The organism is Caulobacter sp. GW456-12-1-14-TSB4 (assembly GCF_059424195.1).
The window spans coordinates 49,452-70,664 of record NZ_JBWKZF010000028.1; the positions used below are offsets into that span (position 1 = coordinate 49,452).

31 protein-coding genes and 1 pseudogene are annotated in these 21,213 nt (G+C 66.2%); 4 read left to right on the forward strand and 28 right to left on the reverse strand.

Translation table 11 applies throughout. From position 1 onward, the window contains the following. Positions 1-186: 186 nt before the first annotated feature. The 22 genes and pseudogenes from rplO to AC07YH_RS21320 form a co-directional block, all read right to left on the reverse strand. The gene (gene rplO / locus AC07YH_RS21215) at positions 187-672 is read right to left on the reverse strand and encodes a 50S ribosomal protein L15 (protein WP_494748931.1); all 486 of its coding nucleotides are present in this window, start codon (positions 670-672) and stop codon (positions 187-189) included. Positions 673-860: 188 nt separating this feature from the next. Beyond that, the gene (rpmD, locus tag AC07YH_RS21220) at positions 861-1,046 is read right to left on the reverse strand and encodes a 50S ribosomal protein L30 (protein ID WP_099579521.1); all 186 of its coding nucleotides are present in this window, start codon (positions 1,044-1,046) and stop codon (positions 861-863) included. A gap of 3 nt (positions 1,047-1,049) precedes the next feature. Continuing rightward, on the reverse strand, positions 1,050-1,655 hold the full coding sequence (gene rpsE / locus AC07YH_RS21225) for a 30S ribosomal protein S5 (RefSeq protein ID WP_004616905.1): 606 nt from the start codon (positions 1,653-1,655) through the stop codon (positions 1,050-1,052). Positions 1,656-1,665: 10 nt separating this feature from the next. After that, the gene (gene rplR, locus AC07YH_RS21230; protein ID WP_492923354.1) at positions 1,666-2,016 is read right to left on the reverse strand and encodes a 50S ribosomal protein L18; all 351 of its coding nucleotides are present in this window, start codon (positions 2,014-2,016) and stop codon (positions 1,666-1,668) included. Positions 2,017-2,019: 3 nt separating this feature from the next. Continuing rightward, positions 2,020-2,553, reverse strand: a complete 534-nt coding sequence (gene rplF, locus AC07YH_RS21235) for a 50S ribosomal protein L6 (protein ID WP_494748932.1) — start codon at positions 2,551-2,553, stop codon at positions 2,020-2,022. Between the two features lie 18 nt (positions 2,554-2,571). Further along, complete coding sequence (gene rpsH / locus AC07YH_RS21240) at positions 2,572-2,970, reverse strand: 30S ribosomal protein S8 (RefSeq protein WP_099579526.1); 399 nt, start codon at positions 2,968-2,970, stop codon at positions 2,572-2,574. Between the two features lie 10 nt (positions 2,971-2,980). Further along, the gene (gene rpsN / locus AC07YH_RS21245; RefSeq protein ID WP_047413112.1) at positions 2,981-3,286 is read right to left on the reverse strand and encodes a 30S ribosomal protein S14; all 306 of its coding nucleotides are present in this window, start codon (positions 3,284-3,286) and stop codon (positions 2,981-2,983) included. Positions 3,287-3,307: 21 nt separating this feature from the next. Continuing rightward, a complete protein-coding gene (rplE, locus tag AC07YH_RS21250) occupies positions 3,308-3,865 on the reverse strand; it encodes a 50S ribosomal protein L5 (RefSeq protein WP_494748933.1) in 558 nt (185 codons plus the stop codon). Then, a complete protein-coding gene (gene rplX / locus AC07YH_RS21255) occupies positions 3,858-4,172 on the reverse strand; it encodes a 50S ribosomal protein L24 (RefSeq protein ID WP_494748934.1) in 315 nt (104 codons plus the stop codon). The genes rplE and rplX overlap by 8 nt, the downstream gene beginning before the upstream one ends. Beyond that, positions 4,172-4,540 carry a 50S ribosomal protein L14 gene (rplN, locus tag AC07YH_RS21260; RefSeq protein WP_125159663.1) on the reverse strand — a complete coding sequence of 123 codons (369 nt, stop codon included), beginning with the start codon at positions 4,538-4,540 and terminating at the stop codon, positions 4,172-4,174. Before rplN ends, rplX begins: the two co-directional genes overlap by 1 nt. A 17-nt stretch (positions 4,541-4,557) precedes the next feature. After that, positions 4,558-4,797: a 30S ribosomal protein S17 gene (gene rpsQ / locus AC07YH_RS21265; RefSeq protein WP_099579538.1), complete on the reverse strand. Its 240-nt coding sequence runs from the start codon at positions 4,795-4,797 to the stop codon at positions 4,558-4,560. Positions 4,798-4,807: 10 nt separating this feature from the next. Beyond that, positions 4,808-4,999, reverse strand: a complete 192-nt coding sequence (rpmC, locus tag AC07YH_RS21270) for a 50S ribosomal protein L29 (RefSeq protein ID WP_047413099.1) — start codon at positions 4,997-4,999, stop codon at positions 4,808-4,810. A 2-nt stretch (positions 5,000-5,001) separates the two neighbouring features. Beyond that, positions 5,002-5,433, reverse strand: a complete 432-nt coding sequence (gene rplP, locus AC07YH_RS21275) for a 50S ribosomal protein L16 (protein ID WP_494748935.1) — start codon at positions 5,431-5,433, stop codon at positions 5,002-5,004. 13 nt (positions 5,434-5,446) lie between these two features. Next, complete coding sequence (gene rpsC, locus AC07YH_RS21280; RefSeq protein WP_099442404.1) at positions 5,447-6,199, reverse strand: 30S ribosomal protein S3; 753 nt, start codon at positions 6,197-6,199, stop codon at positions 5,447-5,449. Next, positions 6,199-6,579 (reverse strand): 50S ribosomal protein L22, encoded by a 381-nt coding sequence (rplV, locus tag AC07YH_RS21285; protein ID WP_010919132.1) that lies wholly within the window; start codon positions 6,577-6,579, stop codon positions 6,199-6,201. Before rplV ends, rpsC begins: the two co-directional genes overlap by 1 nt. Before the next feature lie 2 nt (positions 6,580-6,581). Continuing rightward, on the reverse strand, positions 6,582-6,860 hold the full coding sequence (rpsS, locus tag AC07YH_RS21290) for a 30S ribosomal protein S19 (protein ID WP_029912294.1): 279 nt from the start codon (positions 6,858-6,860) through the stop codon (positions 6,582-6,584). 3 nt (positions 6,861-6,863) lie between these two features. Beyond that, positions 6,864-7,703: a 50S ribosomal protein L2 gene (gene rplB, locus AC07YH_RS21295; RefSeq protein ID WP_494748936.1), complete on the reverse strand. Its 840-nt coding sequence runs from the start codon at positions 7,701-7,703 to the stop codon at positions 6,864-6,866. 4 nt (positions 7,704-7,707) lie between these two features. Continuing rightward, the gene (locus tag AC07YH_RS21300) at positions 7,708-8,004 is read right to left on the reverse strand and encodes a 50S ribosomal protein L23 (RefSeq protein WP_172265586.1); all 297 of its coding nucleotides are present in this window, start codon (positions 8,002-8,004) and stop codon (positions 7,708-7,710) included. Then, positions 8,004-8,642, reverse strand: coding sequence for a 50S ribosomal protein L4 (gene rplD, locus AC07YH_RS21305; RefSeq protein ID WP_494748937.1), 639 nt, complete (start codon positions 8,640-8,642; stop codon positions 8,004-8,006). The genes AC07YH_RS21300 and rplD overlap by 1 nt, the downstream gene beginning before the upstream one ends. Further along, positions 8,642-9,409 (reverse strand): 50S ribosomal protein L3, encoded by a 768-nt coding sequence (rplC, locus tag AC07YH_RS21310; RefSeq protein ID WP_494618156.1) that lies wholly within the window; start codon positions 9,407-9,409, stop codon positions 8,642-8,644. Before rplC ends, rplD begins: the two co-directional genes overlap by 1 nt. 13 nt (positions 9,410-9,422) lie before the next feature. After that, positions 9,423-9,731, reverse strand: a complete 309-nt coding sequence (rpsJ, locus tag AC07YH_RS21315; protein WP_004616952.1) for a 30S ribosomal protein S10 — start codon at positions 9,729-9,731, stop codon at positions 9,423-9,425. A 13-nt stretch (positions 9,732-9,744) separates the two neighbouring features. Then, a pseudogene (locus AC07YH_RS21320) lies at positions 9,745-9,947 on the reverse strand (hypothetical protein). A 404-nt stretch (positions 9,948-10,351) separates the two neighbouring features. On the opposite strand from AC07YH_RS21320, the gene AC07YH_RS21325 reads away from it, so the two are divergent. Beyond that, the gene (locus tag AC07YH_RS21325; RefSeq protein ID WP_494748938.1) at positions 10,352-11,110 is read left to right on the forward strand and encodes an outer membrane protein; all 759 of its coding nucleotides are present in this window, start codon (positions 10,352-10,354) and stop codon (positions 11,108-11,110) included. A gap of 85 nt (positions 11,111-11,195) precedes the next feature. Here the strand turns inward: AC07YH_RS21325 and AC07YH_RS21330 are convergent, their stop codons facing one another. The 4 genes from AC07YH_RS21330 to fdhD all read right to left on the reverse strand — a co-directional run bounded on the left by AC07YH_RS21330 (position 11,196) and on the right by fdhD (position 16,474). Beyond that, a complete protein-coding gene (locus tag AC07YH_RS21330; protein ID WP_494748939.1) occupies positions 11,196-12,038 on the reverse strand; it encodes a GIN domain-containing protein in 843 nt (280 codons plus the stop codon). Positions 12,039-12,151: 113 nt separating this feature from the next. Further along, a complete protein-coding gene (locus AC07YH_RS21335; protein ID WP_494748940.1) occupies positions 12,152-13,297 on the reverse strand; it encodes a GNAT family N-acetyltransferase in 1,146 nt (381 codons plus the stop codon). A 55-nt stretch (positions 13,298-13,352) separates the two neighbouring features. Next, entirely contained in the window at positions 13,353-15,662 is a 2,310-nt protein-coding gene (locus AC07YH_RS21340) for an FdhF/YdeP family oxidoreductase (protein ID WP_494748941.1), read from the reverse strand. After that, positions 15,662-16,474: a formate dehydrogenase accessory sulfurtransferase FdhD gene (fdhD, locus tag AC07YH_RS21345; RefSeq protein WP_494748942.1), complete on the reverse strand. Its 813-nt coding sequence runs from the start codon at positions 16,472-16,474 to the stop codon at positions 15,662-15,664. The genes AC07YH_RS21340 and fdhD overlap by 1 nt, the downstream gene beginning before the upstream one ends. 126 nt (positions 16,475-16,600) lie before the next feature. Between fdhD and AC07YH_RS21350 the strand changes: the two genes are divergently transcribed. Together AC07YH_RS21350 and AC07YH_RS21355 are read left to right on the forward strand one after the other, a co-directional pair. Further along, positions 16,601-18,253 (forward strand): FAD-dependent oxidoreductase, encoded by a 1,653-nt coding sequence (locus AC07YH_RS21350; RefSeq protein ID WP_494748943.1) that lies wholly within the window; start codon positions 16,601-16,603, stop codon positions 18,251-18,253. 13 nt (positions 18,254-18,266) lie between these two features. Then, positions 18,267-18,572 (forward strand): UBP-type zinc finger domain-containing protein, encoded by a 306-nt coding sequence (locus tag AC07YH_RS21355; RefSeq protein ID WP_494748944.1) that lies wholly within the window; start codon positions 18,267-18,269, stop codon positions 18,570-18,572. Positions 18,573-18,878: 306 nt separating this feature from the next. On the opposite strand, the gene AC07YH_RS21360 is transcribed toward AC07YH_RS21355, so the two are convergent. Beyond that, positions 18,879-19,607 carry an SDR family oxidoreductase gene (locus AC07YH_RS21360; protein ID WP_494748945.1) on the reverse strand — a complete coding sequence of 243 codons (729 nt, stop codon included), beginning with the start codon at positions 19,605-19,607 and terminating at the stop codon, positions 18,879-18,881. A 130-nt stretch (positions 19,608-19,737) separates the two neighbouring features. Here AC07YH_RS21360 and AC07YH_RS21365 point away from each other — a divergent pair, with 130 nt between their 5' ends. Next, the gene (locus tag AC07YH_RS21365) at positions 19,738-20,610 is read left to right on the forward strand and encodes an AraC family transcriptional regulator (RefSeq protein WP_494748946.1); all 873 of its coding nucleotides are present in this window, start codon (positions 19,738-19,740) and stop codon (positions 20,608-20,610) included. Between the two features lie 72 nt (positions 20,611-20,682). On the opposite strand, the gene AC07YH_RS21370 is transcribed toward AC07YH_RS21365, so the two are convergent. Continuing rightward, a partial coding sequence (locus tag AC07YH_RS21370; RefSeq protein ID WP_494748947.1) for an EF-Tu C-terminal domain-related protein occupies positions 20,683-21,213 on the reverse strand: 531 nt, incomplete at its 5' end.

Sequence of the window (21,213 nt, forward strand, 5' to 3'; positions counted from 1 at the left end):
GGTGGTAGCCGGTTTCGGCGGCTATCGCGCGCTCACTTTAAATATCGAGCCTGCTACTGCAGGTCCGACCTGAGCCACAAATAGGTGAGGCCCGCCGTGATGTCACGGCGAGCCCCCTAATTCTGTCATCCCGATCGGAAACGAAGTCCCGGGAGCGCCAGGCGCTCACCGGGATGACATATGGTCTTAGGCTTCGGCTTCAGCCTTGGCCTTCTTGGTCACGGTGACCGAACCACCAGCGGCCTCGACGGCCTTGATGGCGGCTTCCGTGGCCGAGTAGACGGTCAGCTTCAGGGCGGTCTTGATCTCGCCCTTGCCCAGCAGCTTCACGCCGTCGAGTTCACGACGGATGACGCCGGCGGCGACCAGTTCAGCAGCGCCCAGCTCGGCGCCGGCCTTGAACTTGCCAGCGGCGACGGCCTGCTCCAGGCGCCACAGGTTCACTTCAGCGAAGTCCAGGCGGAAGGGGTTGTTGAAGCCGCGCTTCGGCATGCGCATGTGCAGCGGCATCTGGCCGCCTTCGAAGCCGGCGATGGCGACGCCCGAGCGCGCCTTCTGACCCTTCACACCGCGACCGGCGGTCTTGCCCTTGCCCGAACCCGGGCCACGGCCAACGCGCATGCGGCCCTTGGTCGAGCCTTCGCGGGGAGCCAGTTCGTTCAGCTTGGTCATATGTGCCTCTCCTTGGAGATCTGCGCCCGACCAACGGTCGGACTCGGCTTGAAAAAATCAGAGCGCGCTTAAAACCCTAAATCGCCAAGAAACTCAATGGTGAATTGAGATTTGGGGCGAAATGGCATTTCAAACGAAAACCACCCCGGCTTTCACCGGGGTGGCGTATTCCGTCGTCGCGTAGAGGACTACTCGACGATTTCCAGCAGGTGCGCGACCTTGCGGATCATGCCGCGGACCGACGGGGTGTCTTCCAGCGTGGACGTACGGCCCAGCTTGTTGAGACCCAGACCGGCGAGCGTGGCGCGCTGGTCCTTTTCACGACGGATCGGGCTGCCCGTTTGGCGGACCGTGACTTGCTTAGCTTCAGCCATGACTTAGCCCTCGATGGCTTCCGGCGACGAAGCGCCGTCGGCGCGACGGCCGAGGATGTCGCCAACCTTCTTGCCGCGCTTGGCGGCGATCTGGCGGGGCGACGACTGGACCTTCAGGGCCTCGAACGTGGCGCGAACCATGTTGTACGGGTTCGAGGAACCCGTCGACTTGGCCACGACGTCCTGGACGCCCAGGGTTTCGAGAACCGCGCGCATCGGACCGCCGGCGATGACGCCGGTGCCGGGAGGCGCCGAGCGCATCATCACCTTGCCGGCGCCCCAACGGCCAGCGCCGTCGTGGTGCAGGGTGCGGGATTCGCGCAGCGGGACGCGGATCATCGTCTTCTTGGCTTCTTCGGTCGCCTTGCGGATGGCTTCCGGCACTTCACGCGCCTTGCCATGACCGAAGCCGACGCGGCCCTTTTGGTCGCCAACGACCATCAGAGCAGCGAAGCTGAAGCGACGGCCACCCTTCACGGTGGCGGCGACGCGGTTGATGTGGACGAGCTTTTCGACGATGTCGCTGTCGACCCGCTCTTCGGGGGCGTTGCGGTCGCGACGGTCACGGCGTTGACCGCCTTCACCGCGCTGTTGTTCACCACGAGCCATTCTGTTTCCCTTAGAAGTTCAGGCCGGCTTCGCGCGCGGCGTCGGCCAGGGCTTTCACCCGGCCGTGGAAGATGTAACCACCACGATCGAAGACGACGTCCTTGACGCCCTTTTCGATGGCGCGCTCGGCGACGAGCTTGCCCACGGCGGCGGCGGCATCCTTGTCCGCGCCCTTGCCTTCGGCTTCCAGGGTGGAAGCCGACGCCAGGGTCACGCCGCGTTCATCATCGATGATCTGGGCGTAGATGTTCTTCGACGAACGGAAGACCGACAGACGCGGACGACCGTTGGCGAGGCTCTTGAGGCGGGTGCGGGTGCGTTGCGCACGCTTGGCCGCCGATTCACGAGGAGAGAGCGCCATGGCTTACTTCTTCTTGCCTTCCTTGCGGCGAACCTTCTCGCCAGCATAACGCACACCCTTGCCTTTGTACGGCTCGGGCGGACGAATGCGGCGGATCTTCGCGGCAATCTCGCCGACCACCTGCTTATCGATGCCGGCGATCTTGATTTCGGTCTGCTTCGGCACAGCGAAGGTGACGCCGGCCGGAGCCTCAACGTCCACGTCGTGGCTGAAACCGAGCTGGAGGCTCAGGGCGGTCCCCTTCAGGGCCGCGCGGTAACCAACGCCGACCAGTTCGAGGCTTTCCTCGAACCCGGCGGTGACACCGTGCACCATGTTGGCGACCAGCGTGCGGGAGAGACCCCACATGCCCTTGGCGCGCTTGGTGTCGACGCGCGGAGTCAGAAGGAGCTCAGCGCCCTCTTGCTTGACTTCGACTTCGTCGGCGATCGTCCACGACAACTGACCCTTGGGGCCCTTCACCGTGACCGTCTGACCATCGAGCGTCAGGGTGACGTTCGAGGGGATTGCGACGGCTTTCTTACCGATACGTGACATGCTCTTTCCCTCCCGCGCCTAGTAGACGCGGCAGAGGACTTCGCCGCCGACGTTAGCGTCGCGTGCAGCGGTGTCCGACATGACGCCCTTCGGCGTCGAAAGGATCGAGATGCCCAGGCCGTTCTTGATCGGCTTCAGGTCCTTGATCGACGAATAGACGCGACGGCCAGGCTTGGACACGCGGCTGATTTCGGCGATCACGGGCTCACCGTCAAAGTACTTGAGCTCGATCTCGAATTCGGGAAACGCACCGGGCTTCTCGATCAGCGAGTAGCCGCGGATGTAGCCTTCATCGGCGAGCACGTCGAGGACGCGGGCGCGCAGCTTGGAAGCCGGCGTCGAGACCTTGTTGCGCTTGCGCGTGGCGGCGTTCTTGATGCGAGCGATCAGGTCGCTCAGGGGATCGTTCATCGACATCTGATCGTCCTTACCAGCTCGACTTGACGAGGCCGGGGATCTGACCCTGCGAACCCAGTTCGCGGAGCGCGATACGGCTCATCTTCAGCTTGCGGTAGTAGGCGCGCGGACGGCCCGTGACTTCGCAGCGGTTGCGGATGCGGATCGCCGAGCTGCTGCGGGGCAGCTTGGCGAGCTTGAGGCGAGCCTCGAAGCGTTCCTCGAGCGGCAGGCTTTCGTCGTTGGCGGTCGCCTTCAGGGCGGCGCGCTTTTCGGCGAACTTCTTGACGAGGGCCTTGACCGCTTCATTGCGGTTGACGGCGCTTTTCTTTGCCATGGTGCTTTTCCCTGCCCGCTCTTAATTCGTGAACGGGAACTGGAATTCCTTCAGGAGAGCCTTGGCTTCCTGATCGGTATTCGCAGTGGTGCAGACGATGATGTCCATGCCCCAGATCTGCTCGATCTGGTCATAGTTGATTTCCGGGAACACCAGGTGCTCCTTCAGGCCCATGGCGTAGTTGCCACGGCCGTCGAAGCTCTTGCCGTTCAGACCACGGAAGTCCTTCACGCGCGGCAGCGCGATCGTGACCAGGCGGTCCAGGAACTCGTACATCCGGTCCTTGCGGAGGGTGACCTTGCCACCGACCACCATGCCTTCGCGCAGCTTGAAGCCGGCGATCGACTTGCGGGCCTTGGTCGCGACGGGCTTTTGGCCGGCGATCGCTTGCAGGTCCTTCAGGGCCACTTGGGCCTTCTTCGAGTCGGCCACGGCCTCGCCGATACCCATGTTCAGGACGATCTTGTCCAGCTTGGGGATCTGCATCTCGTTGGTGTAGCCGAACTGTTCCTTCATCGCGGCGCGGATGCGCGCGCGATATTCGGTCTTCAGCCGGGGCTCGTAAGCTTGATCAGCCATTGATCACCTCGCCGGTCGTCTTGGCGACGCGCACCTTCTTGTCGCCTTCGATCTTGAAGCCGACGCGGGTGGGCTTGCCGTTGGAGTCCACGACGGCGACGTTCGAGACGTGCAGCGCGGCTTCCTTGTGCTTGATGCCGCCTTGCGGGTCGGCTTGGGTCGCCTTGGTGTGACGCGAAACCATGTTCACGCCTTCCACGACAACGCGGTTCTCTTTCGGCAGAACCTGGGTCACAGCGCCTTGCTTGCCCTTGTCCTTGCCGGCCAGAACGACGACGCGGTCGCCCTTCTTGATCTTAGCAGCCATTACAGCACCTCCGGAGCGAGGGAGATGATCTTCATGTGGTTCTTGGCGCGCAGTTCACGGGGAACCGGGCCGAAGATCCGCGTGCCGACCGGCTCGCTCGCCTTGTTCACGATGACCGCGGCGTTCTTATCGAAGCGGATGACCGAGCCATCCTTGCGCTTCAGATTTTGATTAACGCGAACGACGACGGCGCGAAGCACGTCACCCTTCTTCACACGGCCACGCGGGATGGCTTCCTTGACGGAGACGACGATGACGTCGCCAACGCTGGCGTAGCGACGGCCTGCGCCGCCCAACACCTTGATGCACATGACCCGGCGAGCGCCAGAGTTATCGGCAACTTCCAGGTTAGTTTGCATCTGGATCATGGTCTAAACCTTCCAGATTAAGCCGAAGCCTTGGGAAGCACTTCCCAGGTCTTCAGCTTGGACTTCGGAGCGCACTCGACGATGCGAATTGCTTCGCCGGCCTTGTACGCGTTGGATTCGTCGTGCGCGTGGTACTTTTTGGACTGACGCACGATCTTCTTAAGAACCGGGTGAACGATGGTCCGTTCGACCTTCACCACCACGGTCTTGTCGCCCTTATCGGAGACGACCACCCCTTCGAGGATACGCTTGGGCATATCGTTCTCCTTAAGCCGCGGCCTTGGCGCGCAGCACGGTCTTGATCCGCGCGATATCCTTGCGGATCTCGTTGACGCGGTGGGTCTTCTCGACCTGGCCCGTCGCGGCCTGGAAGCGCAGGTTGAACTGCTCTTTCTTCAGGCTGATCAGGGTGTCGGCCAGCTGGTCGGGGGTCAGACCCCGGATGTCAGCGATTTTCATGATCATGCTTCCTGAGCCACGCCCGCGTCGAGGCGGGTGACAACACGGGTGCGGATCGGCAGCTTGGCGGCGCCCAGGCGGAGAGCTTCACGCGCGACATCGTCCGGCACGCCGTCGATTTCGAACATGATGCGGCCCGGAGCCACGCGAGCGGCCCAGTAATCCACGGCGCCCTTACCCTTACCCATCCGGACTTCCGCCGGCTTGCCGGTGACCGGCACGTCCGGGAAGATACGGATCCAGACGCGGCCTTGACGCTTCATCTGGCGGGTGATGGCGCGACGGGCGGCTTCGATCTGGCGAGCCGTGATGCGCTCCGGCTCGACGGCCTTCAGGCCGTACGAACCGAAGTTCAGCAGGGTGCCGCCCTTCGAAGTGCCGTGGATGCGGCCCTTGAACTGCTTGCGGAATTTGGTCTTTTTCGGAGACAGCATGGCGATCTAATCCTTAGGCGCGATCGCGACGGTCACGGCGGTCGCCCCGGTCGGGACGGTCGCCGCGCTCACGGCCACCACCTTCGCCGGCCGGGCCGGACTCGGTGGCGAGACGCTTGTCGAGCGCCATCGGATCATGCTCCAGCACCTCGCCCTTGAAGATCCAGGTCTTCACGCCGATGATGCCGTAGGTGGTCTTGGCTTCAGCGAAGCCAAAGTCGATGTCGGCGCGCAGCGTGTGCAGCGGCACGCGACCTTCGCGATACCACTCCATACGAGCGATTTCAGCGCCGCCCAGACGACCCGAGACGTTGATCCGGATGCCCTTGGCGCCGAGACGCACGGCCGACTGGATCGAACGCTTCATGGCGCGGCGGAAAGCGATACGACGCTCGAGTTGTTGAGCGATCGACTCGGCCACCAGCTGAGCGTCGGTTTCCGGCTTGCGGATCTCGACGATGTTCAGGTGGACTTCGCCTTCGGTCTGGATCGACAGGTCCTTGCGGAGCTTGTCGATGTCAGCGCCCTTCTTGCCGATGATGACGCCCGGACGAGCGGCATAGATCGTGATGCGGCACTTCTTGTGCGGACGCTCGATGATGATGCGCGAGACACCAGCTTGGTACAGGCGCTTCTTCAGGGCGGCGCGGACCGCGAGGTCCTGGTGCAGCATCTTGCCGTACTGGGCGCCGTCGGCGAACCAACGGCTGTCCCAGGTGCGGTTCACGCCGAGCCGCAGCCCGACCGGATTGACTTTCTGACCCATTAGGCGGCCTCACCCAGTTCGCGGACCACGATCGTGATCTCGGAGAACGGCTTCTCAACGCGCGTCGCGCGACCGCGAGCGCGGGGCGAGAAACGCTTCATGATCAGGTTCTTGCCCACATAGGCCTCGGCGACGACCAGCGAGTCGATGTCGAGGTTGTGGTTGTTCTCGGCGTTCGAAATCGCCGAGTACAGCGCCTTGCGGACGTCCTGGGCGATACGCTTGTGGCTGAACTCGAGCTCGTTGAGAGCGCGCTGGACGTTCAGGCCACGAATGGACTGAGCGACCAGGTTCAGCTTCCGCGGGCTGGTGCGCAGGGTGCGCACCTTGCACATCGCTTCGGCGGCCGGCAGGCGGCGTTCTTGCTTCTGCTTGGCCATGATTACTTCCTCTTGGCCTTCTTGTCGGCGGCGTGGCCGGGGAAGTTACGGGTCGGAGCGAACTCGCCGAACTTCATGCCGACCATGTCTTCCGACACGGAGACCGGGACGTGCTTCTGGCCGTTGTGGACGCCGAAGGTCAGGCCGACGAATTGCGGCATGATCGTCGAACGACGCGACCAGGTCTTGATGACATCCTTGCGGCCCGACGACAGAGCGGCGTCGGCCTTCTTCAGGAGGTACCCGTCGACAAACGGGCCTTTCCAGACGGAGCGGGTCATGGCTTAGCGGCCCTTCTTCGCTTTGTGGCGCGAACGGATGATGAACTTGTCCGTGGCCTTGTTGACGCGGGTCTTGGCGCCCTTGGTCGGCTTACCAGCCGGGGTCACCGGGTGGCGGCCGCCCGAGGTACGACCTTCACCACCACCGTGGGGGTGGTCGACCGGGTTCATGGCGACGCCGCGGACGTGCGGGCGACGGCCCATATGACGCGAACGACCGGCCTTGCCGAGGTTCTGGTTCATATGGTCGGGGTTCGAAACGGCGCCGACGGTGGCCATGCACGTATCGAGGACCATGCGCAGCTCGCCCGAGTTCAGGCGGATCTGGGCGTAGCCGGCGTCACGACCGACCAGCTGGGCGTAGGCGCCAGCCGAACGGGCGATCTGACCACCCTTGGCGGGCTTCAGCTCGATGTTGTGGATGATCGTGCCGATCGGCAGCGTGCGCAGCGGCGAGGCGTTGCCCGGCTTCACGTCGACCTTGTCGCCGGTGACGACTTCGTCACCAACCTTCAGGCGTTGCGGAGCCAGGATGTACGACAGCTCGCCATCGGCTTGATACTTGATCAGGGCGATGAAGGCGGTGCGGTTCGGATCGTACTCAAGACGAACGACCGAAGCCGTGCCTTGCTTACGACGCTTGAAGTCGACCAGACGGTACAGGCGCTTGGCGCCGCCGCCGCGGAAACGGACCGCGATACGGCCGTTGCCGCCGCGACCGCCCGACTTGGTCAGGCCTTCAACGAGCTTCTTCTCGGGCTTGCCCTTGTGAAGTTCGCTGCGGTCGATCAGCACCAGGCCGCGTTGGCCGGGGCTGGTCGGGTTAAAAGTCTTCAAGGCCATCTGATTAGAGCCCCGTCGTGATGTCGATCGACTGGCCTTCGGCCAGGGTCACGATCGCTTTTTTGACGTCGTTGCGACGCCCGACGATGCCACGGAAGCGCTTGGTCTTGCCCTTGGTGACGATGGTGTTGACCTTCGTGACCTTGACCTTGAACAGCTCTTCAACGGCGGCGGCGATTTCGTCCTTCGACGCATCGTTGGCCACCTTGAAGACAACCTTGTTCTGCTCCGAGAGCAGGGTCGTCTTTTCGGTGATCACCGGCGACAGGATCGTGTCGTAGTGGCGAGCGGTGGCGGCCATTAGGCGGCTTCCTTCTCAGCGAAACGGGCCGAGATCGCTTCGACCGCGTCCTTGGTCAGGACGAGGGTTTGGCGACGCAGCACGTCGTAGACGTTCAGGCCGGCGTTCGGCAGGACATCCACATTCGGGATGTTGCGGGCCGCGAGCTTGAAGTTCGCGTCCACTTCCGGACCGGCGATGACCAGGGCGTTCTTCAGACCGATCTTGTCGAAGGTGGCGCGCAGGGCGGCCGTCTTCGCTTCGGTCAGAGCAACGCTGTCCAGCACGACCAGCGAACCGGCCTTGGCCTTCGAGGACAGGGCGTGGCGCAGAGCCAGGGCCCGGATCTTCTTCGGCAGGTCGAACGCGTGGCTACGGACGACAGGGCCGTGGGCCTTGGCGCCGCCGACGAACTGAGCCGCACGGCGCGAGCCGTGACGAGCGCCGCCGGTGCCCTTTTGCTTGTACATCTTCTTGCTCGTACGAGAGACCTCGTTACGAACTTGAATCTTGTGGTTGCCCGAGCGGCGCTTGGCCAGCTGCCAGGTCACGACGCGCTGAAGGATGTCGCCGCGGATTTCGTCGATGCCGAAGATGGCGTCGTCGAGATCCACAGAACCGGCCTTCGCGCCGTCAAGCTTGATGACGTCGAGTTTCATTAGCCTTCGCCCTCTTCGGTCGTCGCCGCGGGGGCTTCCTCAGCGGGGGTTTCAGCGGCTGCCGGAGCGGCTTCGCCAGCCTTGCGGAAGGCGCCCGGACGCGGAGCGTCGGCAGGCAGAGCCTTCTTCACGGCGTCACGAACCTTCACGTAGCTGCCTTCGTGGCCGGGGACAGCGCCCTTGACCAGGATCAGACCGCGCTCGACGTCGACCTTCCAAACGGTGACGTTCAGCGTGGTGACGGTTTCTTGACCGAGGTGACCAGCCATCTTCTTGCCCGGGAACGTACGACCCGGGTCCTGGCGGTTACCGGTCGAACCGTGCGAGCGGTGCGAGACCGAGACACCGTGGGTGGCGCGGAGACCACCGAAGTTCCAGCGCTTCATGGCGCCGGCGAAGCCCTTACCGACGGTCACGCCTTGGATGTCGACCTTCTGGCCGGCGACGAAGTGGTCGGCCGTCAGTTCGGCGCCGACTTCGATCAGGGCGTTCTCTTCGACGCGGAACTCGGCGACGACGCGCTTCGGCTCGACAGCCGCCTTCGCGAAGTGGCCACGCATGGCGTTCGAGGTGTTCTTGGCCTTCTTGGCGCCGGCGCCGAGCTGCAGGGCGGTGTAACCGTCCTTCTCGACCGTGCGCTGGCCCGTGACCTGGCAACCGTCGAGCGACAGGACGGTGACCGGCACGTGCTGACCAGCTTCATCGAAGAAGCGGGTCATGCCGAGCTTCTTGGCGAGGATGCCAGTGCGTTGGGTGGGGAGAGTCATGGATCGGCCCTCCTTACAGCTTGATTTCGACGTCAACGCCGGCCGACAGGTCGAGCTTCATCAGCGCGTCCACGGTCTGCGGAGTCGGGTCAACGATGTCGAGAACGCGCTTGTGCGTACGGATCTCGAACTGCTCGCGCGACTTCTTATCGACGTGCGGCGAACGGTTGACGGTGAATTTTTCGATAAGCGTGGGCAGGGGGATCGGTCCCCGTACCGTCGCACCCGTGCGCTTGGCCGTATTGACGATCTCGCGCGTGGAATGATCCAACACGCGGTGATCGAAGGCCTTGAGCCGGATGCGGATGTTCTGACGATCCATATCGCTCGGTTTCCTAGTGGGCTGCGCCCGCGTCTCGAACCATTTCAAAGACCAACTCGAAACCCCCGAGGGGATCTCGTACGCAGCGTCCGCAAAACAAATATCCCTGGCAGTCGCCTGCCGGGGGTGATGACCAGATATTGCGCCCCTCCCGAAAGAGGTTAGCGGCGCTATGTCCGGGCGTCTCGCGAACCGCGTTTGAACTCGAAAGTTCACAGCCGGTCCAACAGAGGCGCGCTTGTACGAGCCGGAATCGGTTTCGTCAAGCGCTCTGTCCGGTTCCTCGCGTCTTTGTGGAACGCGACTCGTCGGGCGGGTTCTGAATAGGCGCCCTGCCCTCGCGGCGCAAGGCCCTCGAAAACATAACGCCGGTCCGCTTTTAACGCTTTTCGCCCGAGGACTAGCAAGAACGTGCGCCCGCTTGCGCGTAGGCGAAATGCTCGCCCGCGCAAGTGTCACAAAAATGCATTATTCGGCCCGCAAGCGCCGCCGGACGCCTTGAGGCCCGGGTCGAACCTCCATAGATGCCGCCCCTCACCGACGGACTGGGTGGCCCCTCCCCCCAACAACGACCGTCCAGCCAGCCGGTGAGCCACTCTTGTGTAAGGGGATACCCCACTATGAATACGAAGCTCTTCGCCACCGCCGCCCTGATCGCCGCCGCCGTCTCGGCCCCGGCCTTCGCCCAGAACATCGGTTCGGTCGGCGCCGCCGTGAACTACACGGACCTGAACACCCGCTTCGGCGGCAATGACGGCACCTCGGCCGTGATCGACGGCTCGGTCGCCATCCCGCTGGCCGGCGCCTGGACCGTGACCGCCAACGGCGACGTCTCGATCTCGGACAACGACCTGTCGGACGAAACCGTCGCCTCGGGCGCCGTCCACCTGACCACGAAGCTGGGCGACACCGTCCGCGTCGGCGGCTTCACCGCCCTGTCGCGTCCGTCGAACGACACCCTGTGGGCCGTCGGCGCCGAAGCTCAGAAGTACCTGGGCAACGTCACCCTGACGGGCCTGGCCGCCTACGGCCAGTCGAACGACCTGGACGCCGACCTGTACACCGTGCGCGGTGAGGCTCGTTACTTCGTGTCGGACAACTTCCGCCTGAACGCCGGCGCTGGCTGGTCGCGCATCGACACCAACATCAACGCCGACCTGTGGGACGTGAACGCCGGCGGCGAATACAAGTTCGCCAACACCGGCTGGTCGACCTTCGCCAAGTACACCCACGCTGAATCGAAGGACCTGGCCAAGCTGAACTCGGACGCCGTCCGCGTCGGCTTCCGCTACACCTTCGGCGGCAGCCTGAAGGACCGCGATCGCGCCGGCGCCGACCTGGCCACGGCCAGCGACCTGTTCGCGTTCGGCGTCCGCTAAGCGGACCCGTCCATCCGGACATGAAGAAGGCCCCGGGAGCGATCCCGGGGCCTTCACTCTATATATAAGTGTCGCTAGCGAGCGATCAGCGGCCGCCGATGATCACGTCGCCCGAGCCGGCCACATGCTTCTTGACCTCGCCATTGACCTTGGCGATGCGGATATCGCCCGAGCCGGCGACCGAGACGTCGACATCGTCGGCTTCGCCGTTGAAGGCCACGTCGCCCGAGCCCATCACATTGACCTCGACCCGGCGGCTGTGACCGCCCAGGACGGTGATGTTGCCCGAACCGGCGATATTGCCGTCCAGCTTGCCGGCGATGCTGGCCACCTTGATGTCGCCCGAGCCGGCGATGTTGGCTTCCATGTCACCCGAGACGGCCTGGGTCGTCACGTCGCCCGAACCGGCGATGCTGATCTCGACCGACGAAGCGGTCCCGGCCTTGGTGTCGCCCGAGCCGGCCTGGCTGATGTGCAGCTCACCCTTGGTGTTGGCCACGGTCCAGTCGCCGCAGCCGGCATTGCCCAGGTTGACGCTGTCCGAACGGCCGATGTCGCCGAACACCGCGCCGCCGGCCTGGACCCGCACGTTCATCGGCACGCGCACGGCGATCTGCGGGAAGTTGTCGTAGGACACCTCGCCCACGCCGCGCACCTTCACCGTGGTCTTGCCGTCGCGGGTGTTGCAGCTGTTGATCCGGTTCATGCGCAGGTCGCCGTCGACGATCACCTCGTCGCCGTTCTGGCGCACGGTCAGCGGCAGGTCGGCGTTGGTGGTCAGCATCTCGACCTTCACGTCGGTGCGGTTCTCGGGGATCACCACGACGCGGGCGACGGCGTCCTTGATCTTCACGGACGGCGCGGCCTGGGCGGCGCCAGCAGCGGTGACGGCGGCGGCCATCAGGGCCAGGGTGGTCAGAGCGCGCATTCGGTGTTCTCCCCTCGGATGCGTCTAATTCGATGAGGGGAAGCTAGCGGCGGGCTGACAAGGTTTCGACTTAATTCGAGGTCATGACCGCGATGTCATCTAACGCCGATCGGCTAGTCGATCATCAAGGCGGCCAGGCCCAGCCCCAATCCGAAGCCCAGGCCAAGGCCCGCGCCCAGCGTCGGGTGACGCCGCGCCATGGCGCTTATGAAGCCTGTCCCGCCCTTGATCTGCCCGACGAGACCTGGCTCGCAGGCCACGATCCGGTCGAACCGGCGGGCCAGCTTCGAAACGCCAAAGTCGCGCATCGACAGACCCCGTGACGAGACCCGCCGCTCGATCAGACCCTCGTGGACCGCCTCGGCCGGATCGGCGAAGTCGCGCTTGTAGGCGTCGGCGTCGACGCCGAAGTCCACGCGGGTGACACCCAGCGCGGCGGCGGCCTCCAGCGTGTCCAGTGTCATCAAGCTGCCCGGCGAGTACTTGGCGAAGGCCGGGTCGTAGATCGGGAACCAGAGATGATGCCGCCCGCCCGAGGTCAGACCCAGCTCGGCGGCGACCATCACGTCCCCGGCCCTCAAAGCCGCCAGCCGCAGGCCGAAGTCCGGCGCATCGATCTGGGCCAGGCGATACAGCAGGTCGATCGTCCAGCCGCAGGCGAAGATGTCGTACTGGTGCGTCCGCGCCAGCTGGGCGCGCTTGCGGGCGACGATCAGGTCGATCTCGGCCCGCGTCGGCCGCTCGAAGCTGAAGGCCAGCGGTCCGTGCTCCCGCTCCAGGGCGCGACGACGGCGGCGCTTGTCCTTCAGGAACCGCGCGTCGCGGCTGGCCAGATAGGCGTCAAAGCCTTGCGAGAGGTCGGCGGCCATGGCCCGGCGGACCGACAGACCGGGCCGGTCGCCCTCGCCTGCCCCGATCAGCCCGCTGACTCGCGCCCGACGCACGCCCTCGATGCGCGGCAGCAGCGCGCCGATACCCAGGCCAGGCGCGGCGATCAGGCCATGGAAGTCGCTGAGCGGCGCGGCCAGCGGCTGCAGCAGGCTGCCCCGCTGCTGGAACGGCAGGAAGCCCCGCACCGCACCGTCCTCGCGGATGATGGCGACCCGCGCGCCCGGCGCGGCCTGGCTGGCGGCTTCGATGAAACGGAGGTCGAAATAGGGGCTGCTCAGAGCCGGGTCGGCCGCGCGGAAACTGGCCCAGAGCGCGCGCTCGGCCGCTCCCAGCTCGGAAACCGCTACGGTCTCGACGTCCACGCCCACGCGCCCCTCTCCCTTGGGTTGGGCGCACTAGACATGGCGGCGCCTAACAACCGCTTTAGTTGCGCGCCCCTCCGCTTTGCCAAGCGGTCTGGTGAGCACGCAGACGCACCGGAGCGGACTTGTAGGCCGGCGTGCCCGAGCGCTGGTCGTGGTCGTCCAGCGACACCACGACATTGGTCTCGGGATAGTAGGCGGCCAGGCACCCCGGCGGGATGTCGCGCGCCACCACGGTAAAGGCCCGCACGATCCGCTCGCCGGTCTCGTCGAAGGCCGCGCCCAGATCGACCAGGTCACCTTGCGAGAGGCCCAGGCGCTCCATGTCGTCGGGATTGGCGAAGATCACGTCACGCCGGCCGAACACGCCGCGATAGCGGTCGTTCATCCCGTAGATCGTGGTGTTGTACTGGTCGTGGCTACGCAGCGTGGTCAGGATCATCACGTCCGGATCGCCCTGGCGCGGATCGCCGCCTTTGGGGTCGAACACCAGGAAGTTGGCCTTGCCGCTGGCGGTCTTCCACACCCGGTTCGACGGCCCGACCTCCAGGCGGAAGCCGCCCGGCACACGAACCTTGTCATTATACCCCTCGAAGGCCGGGAAGACCTTGGCGATCAGGTCGCGGACCGCGTCGTAATCGTCGGCCAGGCCCAGCCAGTCGATATGCGGGTCCTCGCCGAACGCGGCGTGGGCGATGCCCGACACGATGGCCGGCTCGGACATCAGGTGCTCGGACGCCGGCGGATTGAGCCCGCGCGAGGCGTGGACCATCGACATCGAGTCCTCGACCGTGATCGATTGGCGCACGCCGGCGCGGACATCCAGCTCGGTGCGGCCCAGGCACGGCAGCAGGATCGCTTCCTTGCCGATCAGCAGGTGCGTGCGGTTGGGCTTGGTGGCGATATGGACGGCCATGTCCAGCTTGCGCATGGCCGCGAAGGTCCGCACGGGATCGGGCGCGGCCACCGCGAAGTTGCCGCCCAGGCCCACGAACACCTTGGACCGTCCCTGCTCCATCGCCTCGATGGTCTCGACCACCGTGTGGCCATGCTCGCGCGGCGGGTCGAAACCGAAGACGGCCTGTATAGAGTCCGACTGCGCCTTGGACGGCTTCTCCCAGATGCCGACCGTGCGGTTGCCCTGGACATTGGAGTGGCCCCGCAGCGGGCAGATCCCCGCCCCCGGCCGACCGATATTGCCCTTCAGCAGCAGCAGGTTGACCAGCTGCTGCACCGTGCCGGAGCTGTCGCGGTGCTGCGTCAGGCCCATGCCGTAGCAGAGGATGGTCGCCTTGGCCTTGGCGTAGATCGCCGCCGCCTCCTCGATCCGTTCGCGGGACATGCCGCTGCCGGCCTCGATGTCGGCCCAGTCCATGGCTTCCAGATGGGCGGCCAGGGCGTCGAAGCCGGCGGTGTGCTCGGCGATGAAGTCGCGGTCGAGGACGCCTTCGCCCATCGCCAGCACCGCCTTCATCATCCCCTGCACGAAGGCCGCGTCGCCGCCGATCTTCAGCTGGAAATAGGCCGAGGCGATCGGGGTCGAGCTCAGGGTGGCCATCTCGACCGGGTCCTGCGGCGAGGCGAACTTCTCCAGCGACCGCTCCTTCAGCGGATTGAAGGCCAGGATCGTCGCGCCGCGCCGGCTGGCGTCGCGCAGGGTGCTCATCATCCGCGGATGGTTGGTGCCAGGGTTGTGCCCGAAGCACAGGATCAGGTCGGCGTGGTCGAAATCCTCCAGCGTCACCGAGCCCTTGCCCAGGCCGATCGAGTCCGGCAGGCCCACGCTGGTCGGCTCGTGGCACATGTTCGAGCAGTCGGGGAAATTGTTGGTCCCGAACCGCCGGCCCAGCAGCTGGTACAGGAACGCCGCCTCGTTCGACGCGCGGCCCGAGGCGTAGAACTCCGCCTCGTCCGGATGGTCCAGCGCCTTGAGCGCCGCGCCGGTCCGGGCGAAGGCCTCGTCCCACGAGATCGCTTTATAATGGTCGTCGGCCGGGTCGTAGGCCATCGGCTCGGTCAGTCGGCCCAGGTCCTCGATGGCGTGGTCGGTCCAGGTCAGCAGCTCGCTGACCGTGTGCTGGGCGAAGACCTCGGGGGTAGCGCGTTTGGTGGTCGCCTCCCAGGCCACAGCCTTGGCGCCGTTCTCGCAGAACTCGAACGACGAGGTGTGCTTGGGATCGGGCCAGGCGCAGCCGGGGCAGTCGAAGCCCTCGGGCTGATTGGCCCGCATCAGCGTCTTGCCGCCCTCGACCACCGTCTCCTGGTCGACCAAGGCGCCGGCCACGGCCTTCAGCGCGTCCCAGCCGCCGGCGGGATGGGTATAGGGGCGAACACCGTCGACCTTGCTTGGAGCGACCTTGTCGTCCGCCATCACGCCGTCTCCAACACAGACTCTATAAGACGCTCACCACCGGCGAACACCGCGTGGCCGTCGGCGCGGGCCAGGGCCACCAGGGTCAGGTTGGCCTCCTGCGCCTTGGTCACCGCCAGCTCGGTCGGGGCCGAGACGGCGACCAGGATCGGGCAGCCCATCCGCGCGGTCTTCTCGACCATCTCGAACGAGGCGCGGCTGGTGGCGACGACGAAGCCATCCGCCGCGTCGATCTGTTGGCGCGCCATCAGGCCGGCGAGCTTGTCGAGGGCGTTGTGGCGGCCGACGTCTTCGCGGACAGCGACCAGCGCGCCGTCTCTATTAAAGAACGCGGCGGCATGGGTGGCGCGGGTCAGGCGGCCCAGGGCCTGCTCGGCCTCCAGCGCGGCCAGCGCCCGAGGGATGGCGGCGTGCTCGATCCGAGCCCCTTCGCCCAGCACCGGCAGTGGCCGCACCGCGTCGGCCAGGCGCTGCACGCCGCACAGCCCGCAGGACGAGCGGCCCTCCAGATTGCGCGGCCGGGCCTTCTTGATCAGCGCGCCGGGCGCCAGGCGGACGTCGACCAGCATGCCCAGCGCCTCGTCCTTGCGGACGATATCCAGCACGTCGGCGGCAACGGCGATTCCCTCGGTGATCACGAAGCCCAGGGCCAGGTCCTCGACGTCCTGCGGCGTGGCCATCAGCACCGTGTGCGGGCGGCCGTCGAACGACAGGCCCACGGCCGTCTCGCGCGGCAAGGGCCGCTCGAGGGCCTGGACGGGGGCGCCGGCGCGCCATTGCACAGCGGGACGGGGGATGGACGAACGCGACATGTCCGAACCCTAGGCCCGACGTCGGGCGAAGAAAACCACCCGAAAGGATGACGTCACGACATGATTGTTCAAATCCGTCATCGTTCCACGCGTGACCCAACGCCGTTCCTGACGCAATCTCCCCCCATGGCTGGCACCACCTTCGACACCCGACGCGCGCAGATGTTTCCCCGGCTGGAGGCGGCCGAGATCGATCGGCTGCGCCGCTTTGGCAAGACGATCCATGCCGAGCCCAACGCGGCCCTGGCCACGGCCGGCGTCGCCTCGCCCGGCCTGTTCGTGGTGCTGGCCGGCCGCGTGGCCATCAGCCGCCGCGACGCCCATGACGAGAGCCAGCCGATCGTCGAGCACGCCGCCGGCCAGTTCGTCGGCGAGATCGCCCAGCTGTCGGGCCGCCCCTCGCTGGTCGACGTCACCGCCATCACCCAGGTCGAGGCCTTGCTGATCGAGCCCGAGCGCCTGCGCGCCGTGCTGGTCGCCGAAGCGGAGCTCGGCGAGCGGATCATGCGGGCCCTGATCCTGCGCCGGGTCAGCCTGATCGAGACCGGGGCCGGCGGCCCGATCATCATCGGTCGCGAGTCCGACGCCCAGGTCATCCGCCTGTCGGGCTTCCTGGCCCGCAACGGCCACCCCTACCAGAACCTCGACCCCGACCAGATGGACTGCGCCAAGGTGCTGATCCAGCGCTTCCAGGTCGACGACAGCGAGCTGCCGATCGTGCTGTGCCCGAACGGCGAGATCCTGCGCCAGCCGACCAACCACCAGCTGGGCCGCTGCATCGGCCTGGTCGGGCCGATCGACGCCAACCGCCTCTATGACGTCGCCGTGGTCGGCGCCGGACCCGCGGGCCTGGCCACCGCCGTCTACGCCGCCTCCGAGGGCCTGTCGGTGCTGGTGCTGGACACCCGCGCCTTCGGCGGCCAGGCCGGGGCCTCGGCGCGGATCGAGAACTATCTGGGCTTCCCCACCGGGATCACCGGCATGGCCCTGATGGGCCGCGCCTATGGCCAGGCCCAGAAGTTCGGGGCCGAGCTGGCCATCCCCGACGAGGTCGCCTCGCTGGTCTGCGAGGACGACGGCAAGCATCGCTACCGCCTGGCCCTCGCCAGCGGCGAGACGGCGCAAGCCAAGACCGTGGTGATCGCCAGCGGCGCCCGCTACCGCCGGCTGGACGTCGACAATCTCGACCAGTTCGAAGGCGCCTGCGTCCACTATTGGGCCTCGCCGCTGGAGGCCAAGCTGTGCGCCGGCCAGGAGGTCGCGCTCGTCGGGGCCGGCAACTCGGCGGGCCAGGCGGCCGTCTATCTCGCCAGCCAGGTCAAGAAGGTCTGGATGATCGTGCGCGGCGAAAGCCTGGCGGCGACCATGTCGCGCTACCTGATCGACCGCATCGAGAGCACGCCCAATATCGAGGTCATCGTGAAGAGCGCGATCGTCGATCTTGAGAGCGAGCAAGACAAGGCTGGCCAGCTGGCCGCCGTGCGCTGGCGTGGCCCCGACGGGATCGAGACCGTCCAGGCGGTCAGCCACCTCTTCCTGTTCATCGGCGCCGCGCCCAACACCGCCTGGCTGACTCACTGCCATGTCGAGCTGGACAATCACGGCTTCGTCCGCACCGGGACCGACCTCGCCCCCGGCCACCCGCTGCTGCAGACCAGCCGCAAGGGCGTGTTCGCGATCGGCGACGTCCGGGCCGGCTCGGTCAAGCGGGTCGGCGCCGCGATCGGCGAAGGCGCCCAGGCCGTCGCCGCCATCCACGCCTATCTCGCGGAAGCTTAAGGGGGCCTGACCCATGACCTGCTCGCACGGCGACTCGATCCAGCACGTCACGCCCGGCACGAAGGGCTGCGAGGAATGCCTGAAGACCGGCGGCTGGTGGGTGCACCTGCGCCTGTGCCGCACCTGCGGCCACGTCGGCTGCTGCGACGACAGCCCGTCCAAGCACGCCACCAAGCACTTCCACGCCACCAAGCATCCGATCATCGAAGGCTATGATCCGCACGAAGGCTGGGGCTGGTGCTTCGTCGACGAGGAATTCGTCGAACTGCCCGACCAGACCCCGCAGGTCGGACCGATTCCGAGGTTCGTCGAGGGCTAGGCGCGCGACGGCGCCCTGCCGCCACATGGGCAAGATCTGGCTTTCGTCCCGATGTTTCAGGGAGCCCATCCGGGTCCGTCGCGAGGGCGGCCCGAAGGCCAAGACCAGCGCTTCCCGCTCGATCACTCCGGCCGCGCATTCGGTCGCCAGCTGAACGCCCTCCCCCGCGACGGGGCGAGGAGAAGTATGGGTCGGGTTTTCAGGGCGATGCGTCGATTTTGGATGGGCTCGCGGCGCGCGGAGGCAAGCTGTTGATCTTGCTCGCCTCCGGCGCGCCCATTCCCGTGCGTCGATGAGCGTTGGGCCCTACCAGGCCAGCGCCCCGTTCTCGTCGAAGAAGCCCGCCGTCGGACCGTCCTCGTCCAGCAGGGCCAGCCGCACCGGGGCGCGCGCCGCTTCCTCCACCGTCCGGTAGCCGGTGTTGCCGTTCAGATCGGTGGCCGTATAGCCAGGATCGGCGGCGTTGACCTTGATCCCCAGCGGCGCCAGCTCCTTGGCGAAGGCCACGGTCACGGCGTTCAGCGCGGTCTTCGAGCTGTTATAGGCCAGGAAGTTGTACGGATAGAATTCGTACTCGGGGTTGGTCAGGCCGCCCAGCGAGCCCAGGCCGCTGCTCATCATCACGATGCGCGCCGCCGGCGCGGCCTTCAGCAACGGCAGGAAGGCCTGGGTGACGCGCACCGGGCCGAAGAGATTGACCTCATAGACCGTGCGCATGTCGTCCAGCGGCTCCTGGCTGGGCGGCGCGCCCAGGCCGACCACGATCCCGGCGTTGTTGACCAGCACGTTCAGGCTGCCAACCTCCGCGGTCACGCGCGCCACGGCGGCGGCGATACTGCCCTCGGACGTCACGTCCAAGGTCAGGGCGCGGACGTCCAGCCCCTGTTCCCGCAGTTCGGCGGCGGCGGCCTCGCCCAAGGCCGGATCGCGCGCGCCCAGCCAGACGGTGAAGCCTTCCCGCGCGAGGCGACGGGTGATCTCGCGGCCGATGCCTTTGTTGGCGCCGGTGACCAGCGCGGTTTTCGAAGTCGTCATGGAGAAGCTCCTGGTTTGGAGCCCAAGACATGGCCTTGCGCGGACGACGGCGCGCGCCGGATCGTCGCGAAGACTTGCCTATTCCTATCAGACGCTTGCGGCGGGCCGAGCCACGGACGATCTTGGCGCCATGAATGAGACCCTCGCCACCCTGATCGACCTGGCCTCTCGGCACGCGGGGCGGGGCAAGGCGCCGACGCCTATCGACCGCGTGGCGATCCATCGCGGCGAGACGCCGACCGGCCCGCTGCCGGGGATCTACGAGCCGATGGTCTGCCTAGTGCTGCAGGGCGGCAAACAGGTGACGATCGGCGAGGCGGTGCTGGACTACACGGCCGGCGACTACTTCGTTTCGGCCGTCGATGTGCCGACCATCGGCCGGGTCGTCGACGCCAGCCCCCTGCCCTATATCGGCGTGAGCCTGGCGATCGATCCCGATGAAGTCACCGCCTTGCTGATGGACCTCGACGCCAGGCCGACCAACGTCTCGACGCCGGGCTTCGCGGTCAGCGCCGCCACGCCCGACCTGCTGGACGCCTGGCTGCGGATGCTGCGGCTGATCGATCGGCCAGACGACATCGCCGCGCTGGCGCCGATGCTCCGGCGCGAGATCGTCTATCGCCTGCTGCAAGGCAGCCAGGGCGCGATGCTGCGCCAGATCGGCCAGGGCGACAGCCGCCTGTCCCGCATCCGCCGCGCCATCGCCTGGCTCCGCGCCCACTACGCCGAGCCGATCCGGGTCGAGCGCCTGGCCGACCTGGCCGGCATGAGCCCCGCCTCGTTCCACCGTCACTTCAAGACGGTGACGGCCATGAGCCCCCTGCAGTACCAGAAGCAGATCCGCCTCCAGGAGGCGCGGCAGTTGCTGCGGGCCAATACCGAGGCCGCCCAGGCCGCCTTCGCGGTCGGCTACGAAAGCCCCTCGCAGTTCAGCCGCGAATACGCCCGCCGGTTCGGCGCGCCCCCAGCGCGCGACGCCGCGATCATGCGCGCGGCGATGTAGCCCCCAAGCAAAAGGCCCCGGAGATCGCTCTCCGGGGCCTTCGTATTTCTCAGCCGAAGCTCAGAAGGTCGATTACTCGACGATCTTGGCAACCACGCCGGCGCCGACGGTGCGGCCGCCTTCGCGGATGGCGAAGCGCAGGCCTTGGTCCATGGCGATCGGGGTGATCAGCTCGACGTCCAGCTCGGCGTTGTCGCCCGGCATGATCATTTCCACGCCTTCCTTCAGCTTGATGATGCCGGTGACATCGGTCGTGCGGAAGTAGAACTGCGGACGGTAGTTGGTGAAGAACGGGGTGTGACGGCCGCCTTCTTCCTTGTTCAGGATATAGGCTTCGGCCACGAACTTCGTGTGCGGGGTGATCGAACCCGGCTTGCAGAGCACTTGGCCGCGCTCGACGTCTTCACGCTTGGTGCCGCGCAGCAGCACGCCCACGTTGTCGCCGGCTTGACCTTGGTCCAGCAGCTTGCGGAACATTTCGACGCCCGTGCAGGTCGTCTTCTGGACCGGACGGATGCCGACGATTTCGACTTCTTCGCCGACCTTCACGATGCCCTTTTCGATACGGCCCGTGACCACGGTGCCGCGGCCCGAGATCGAGAA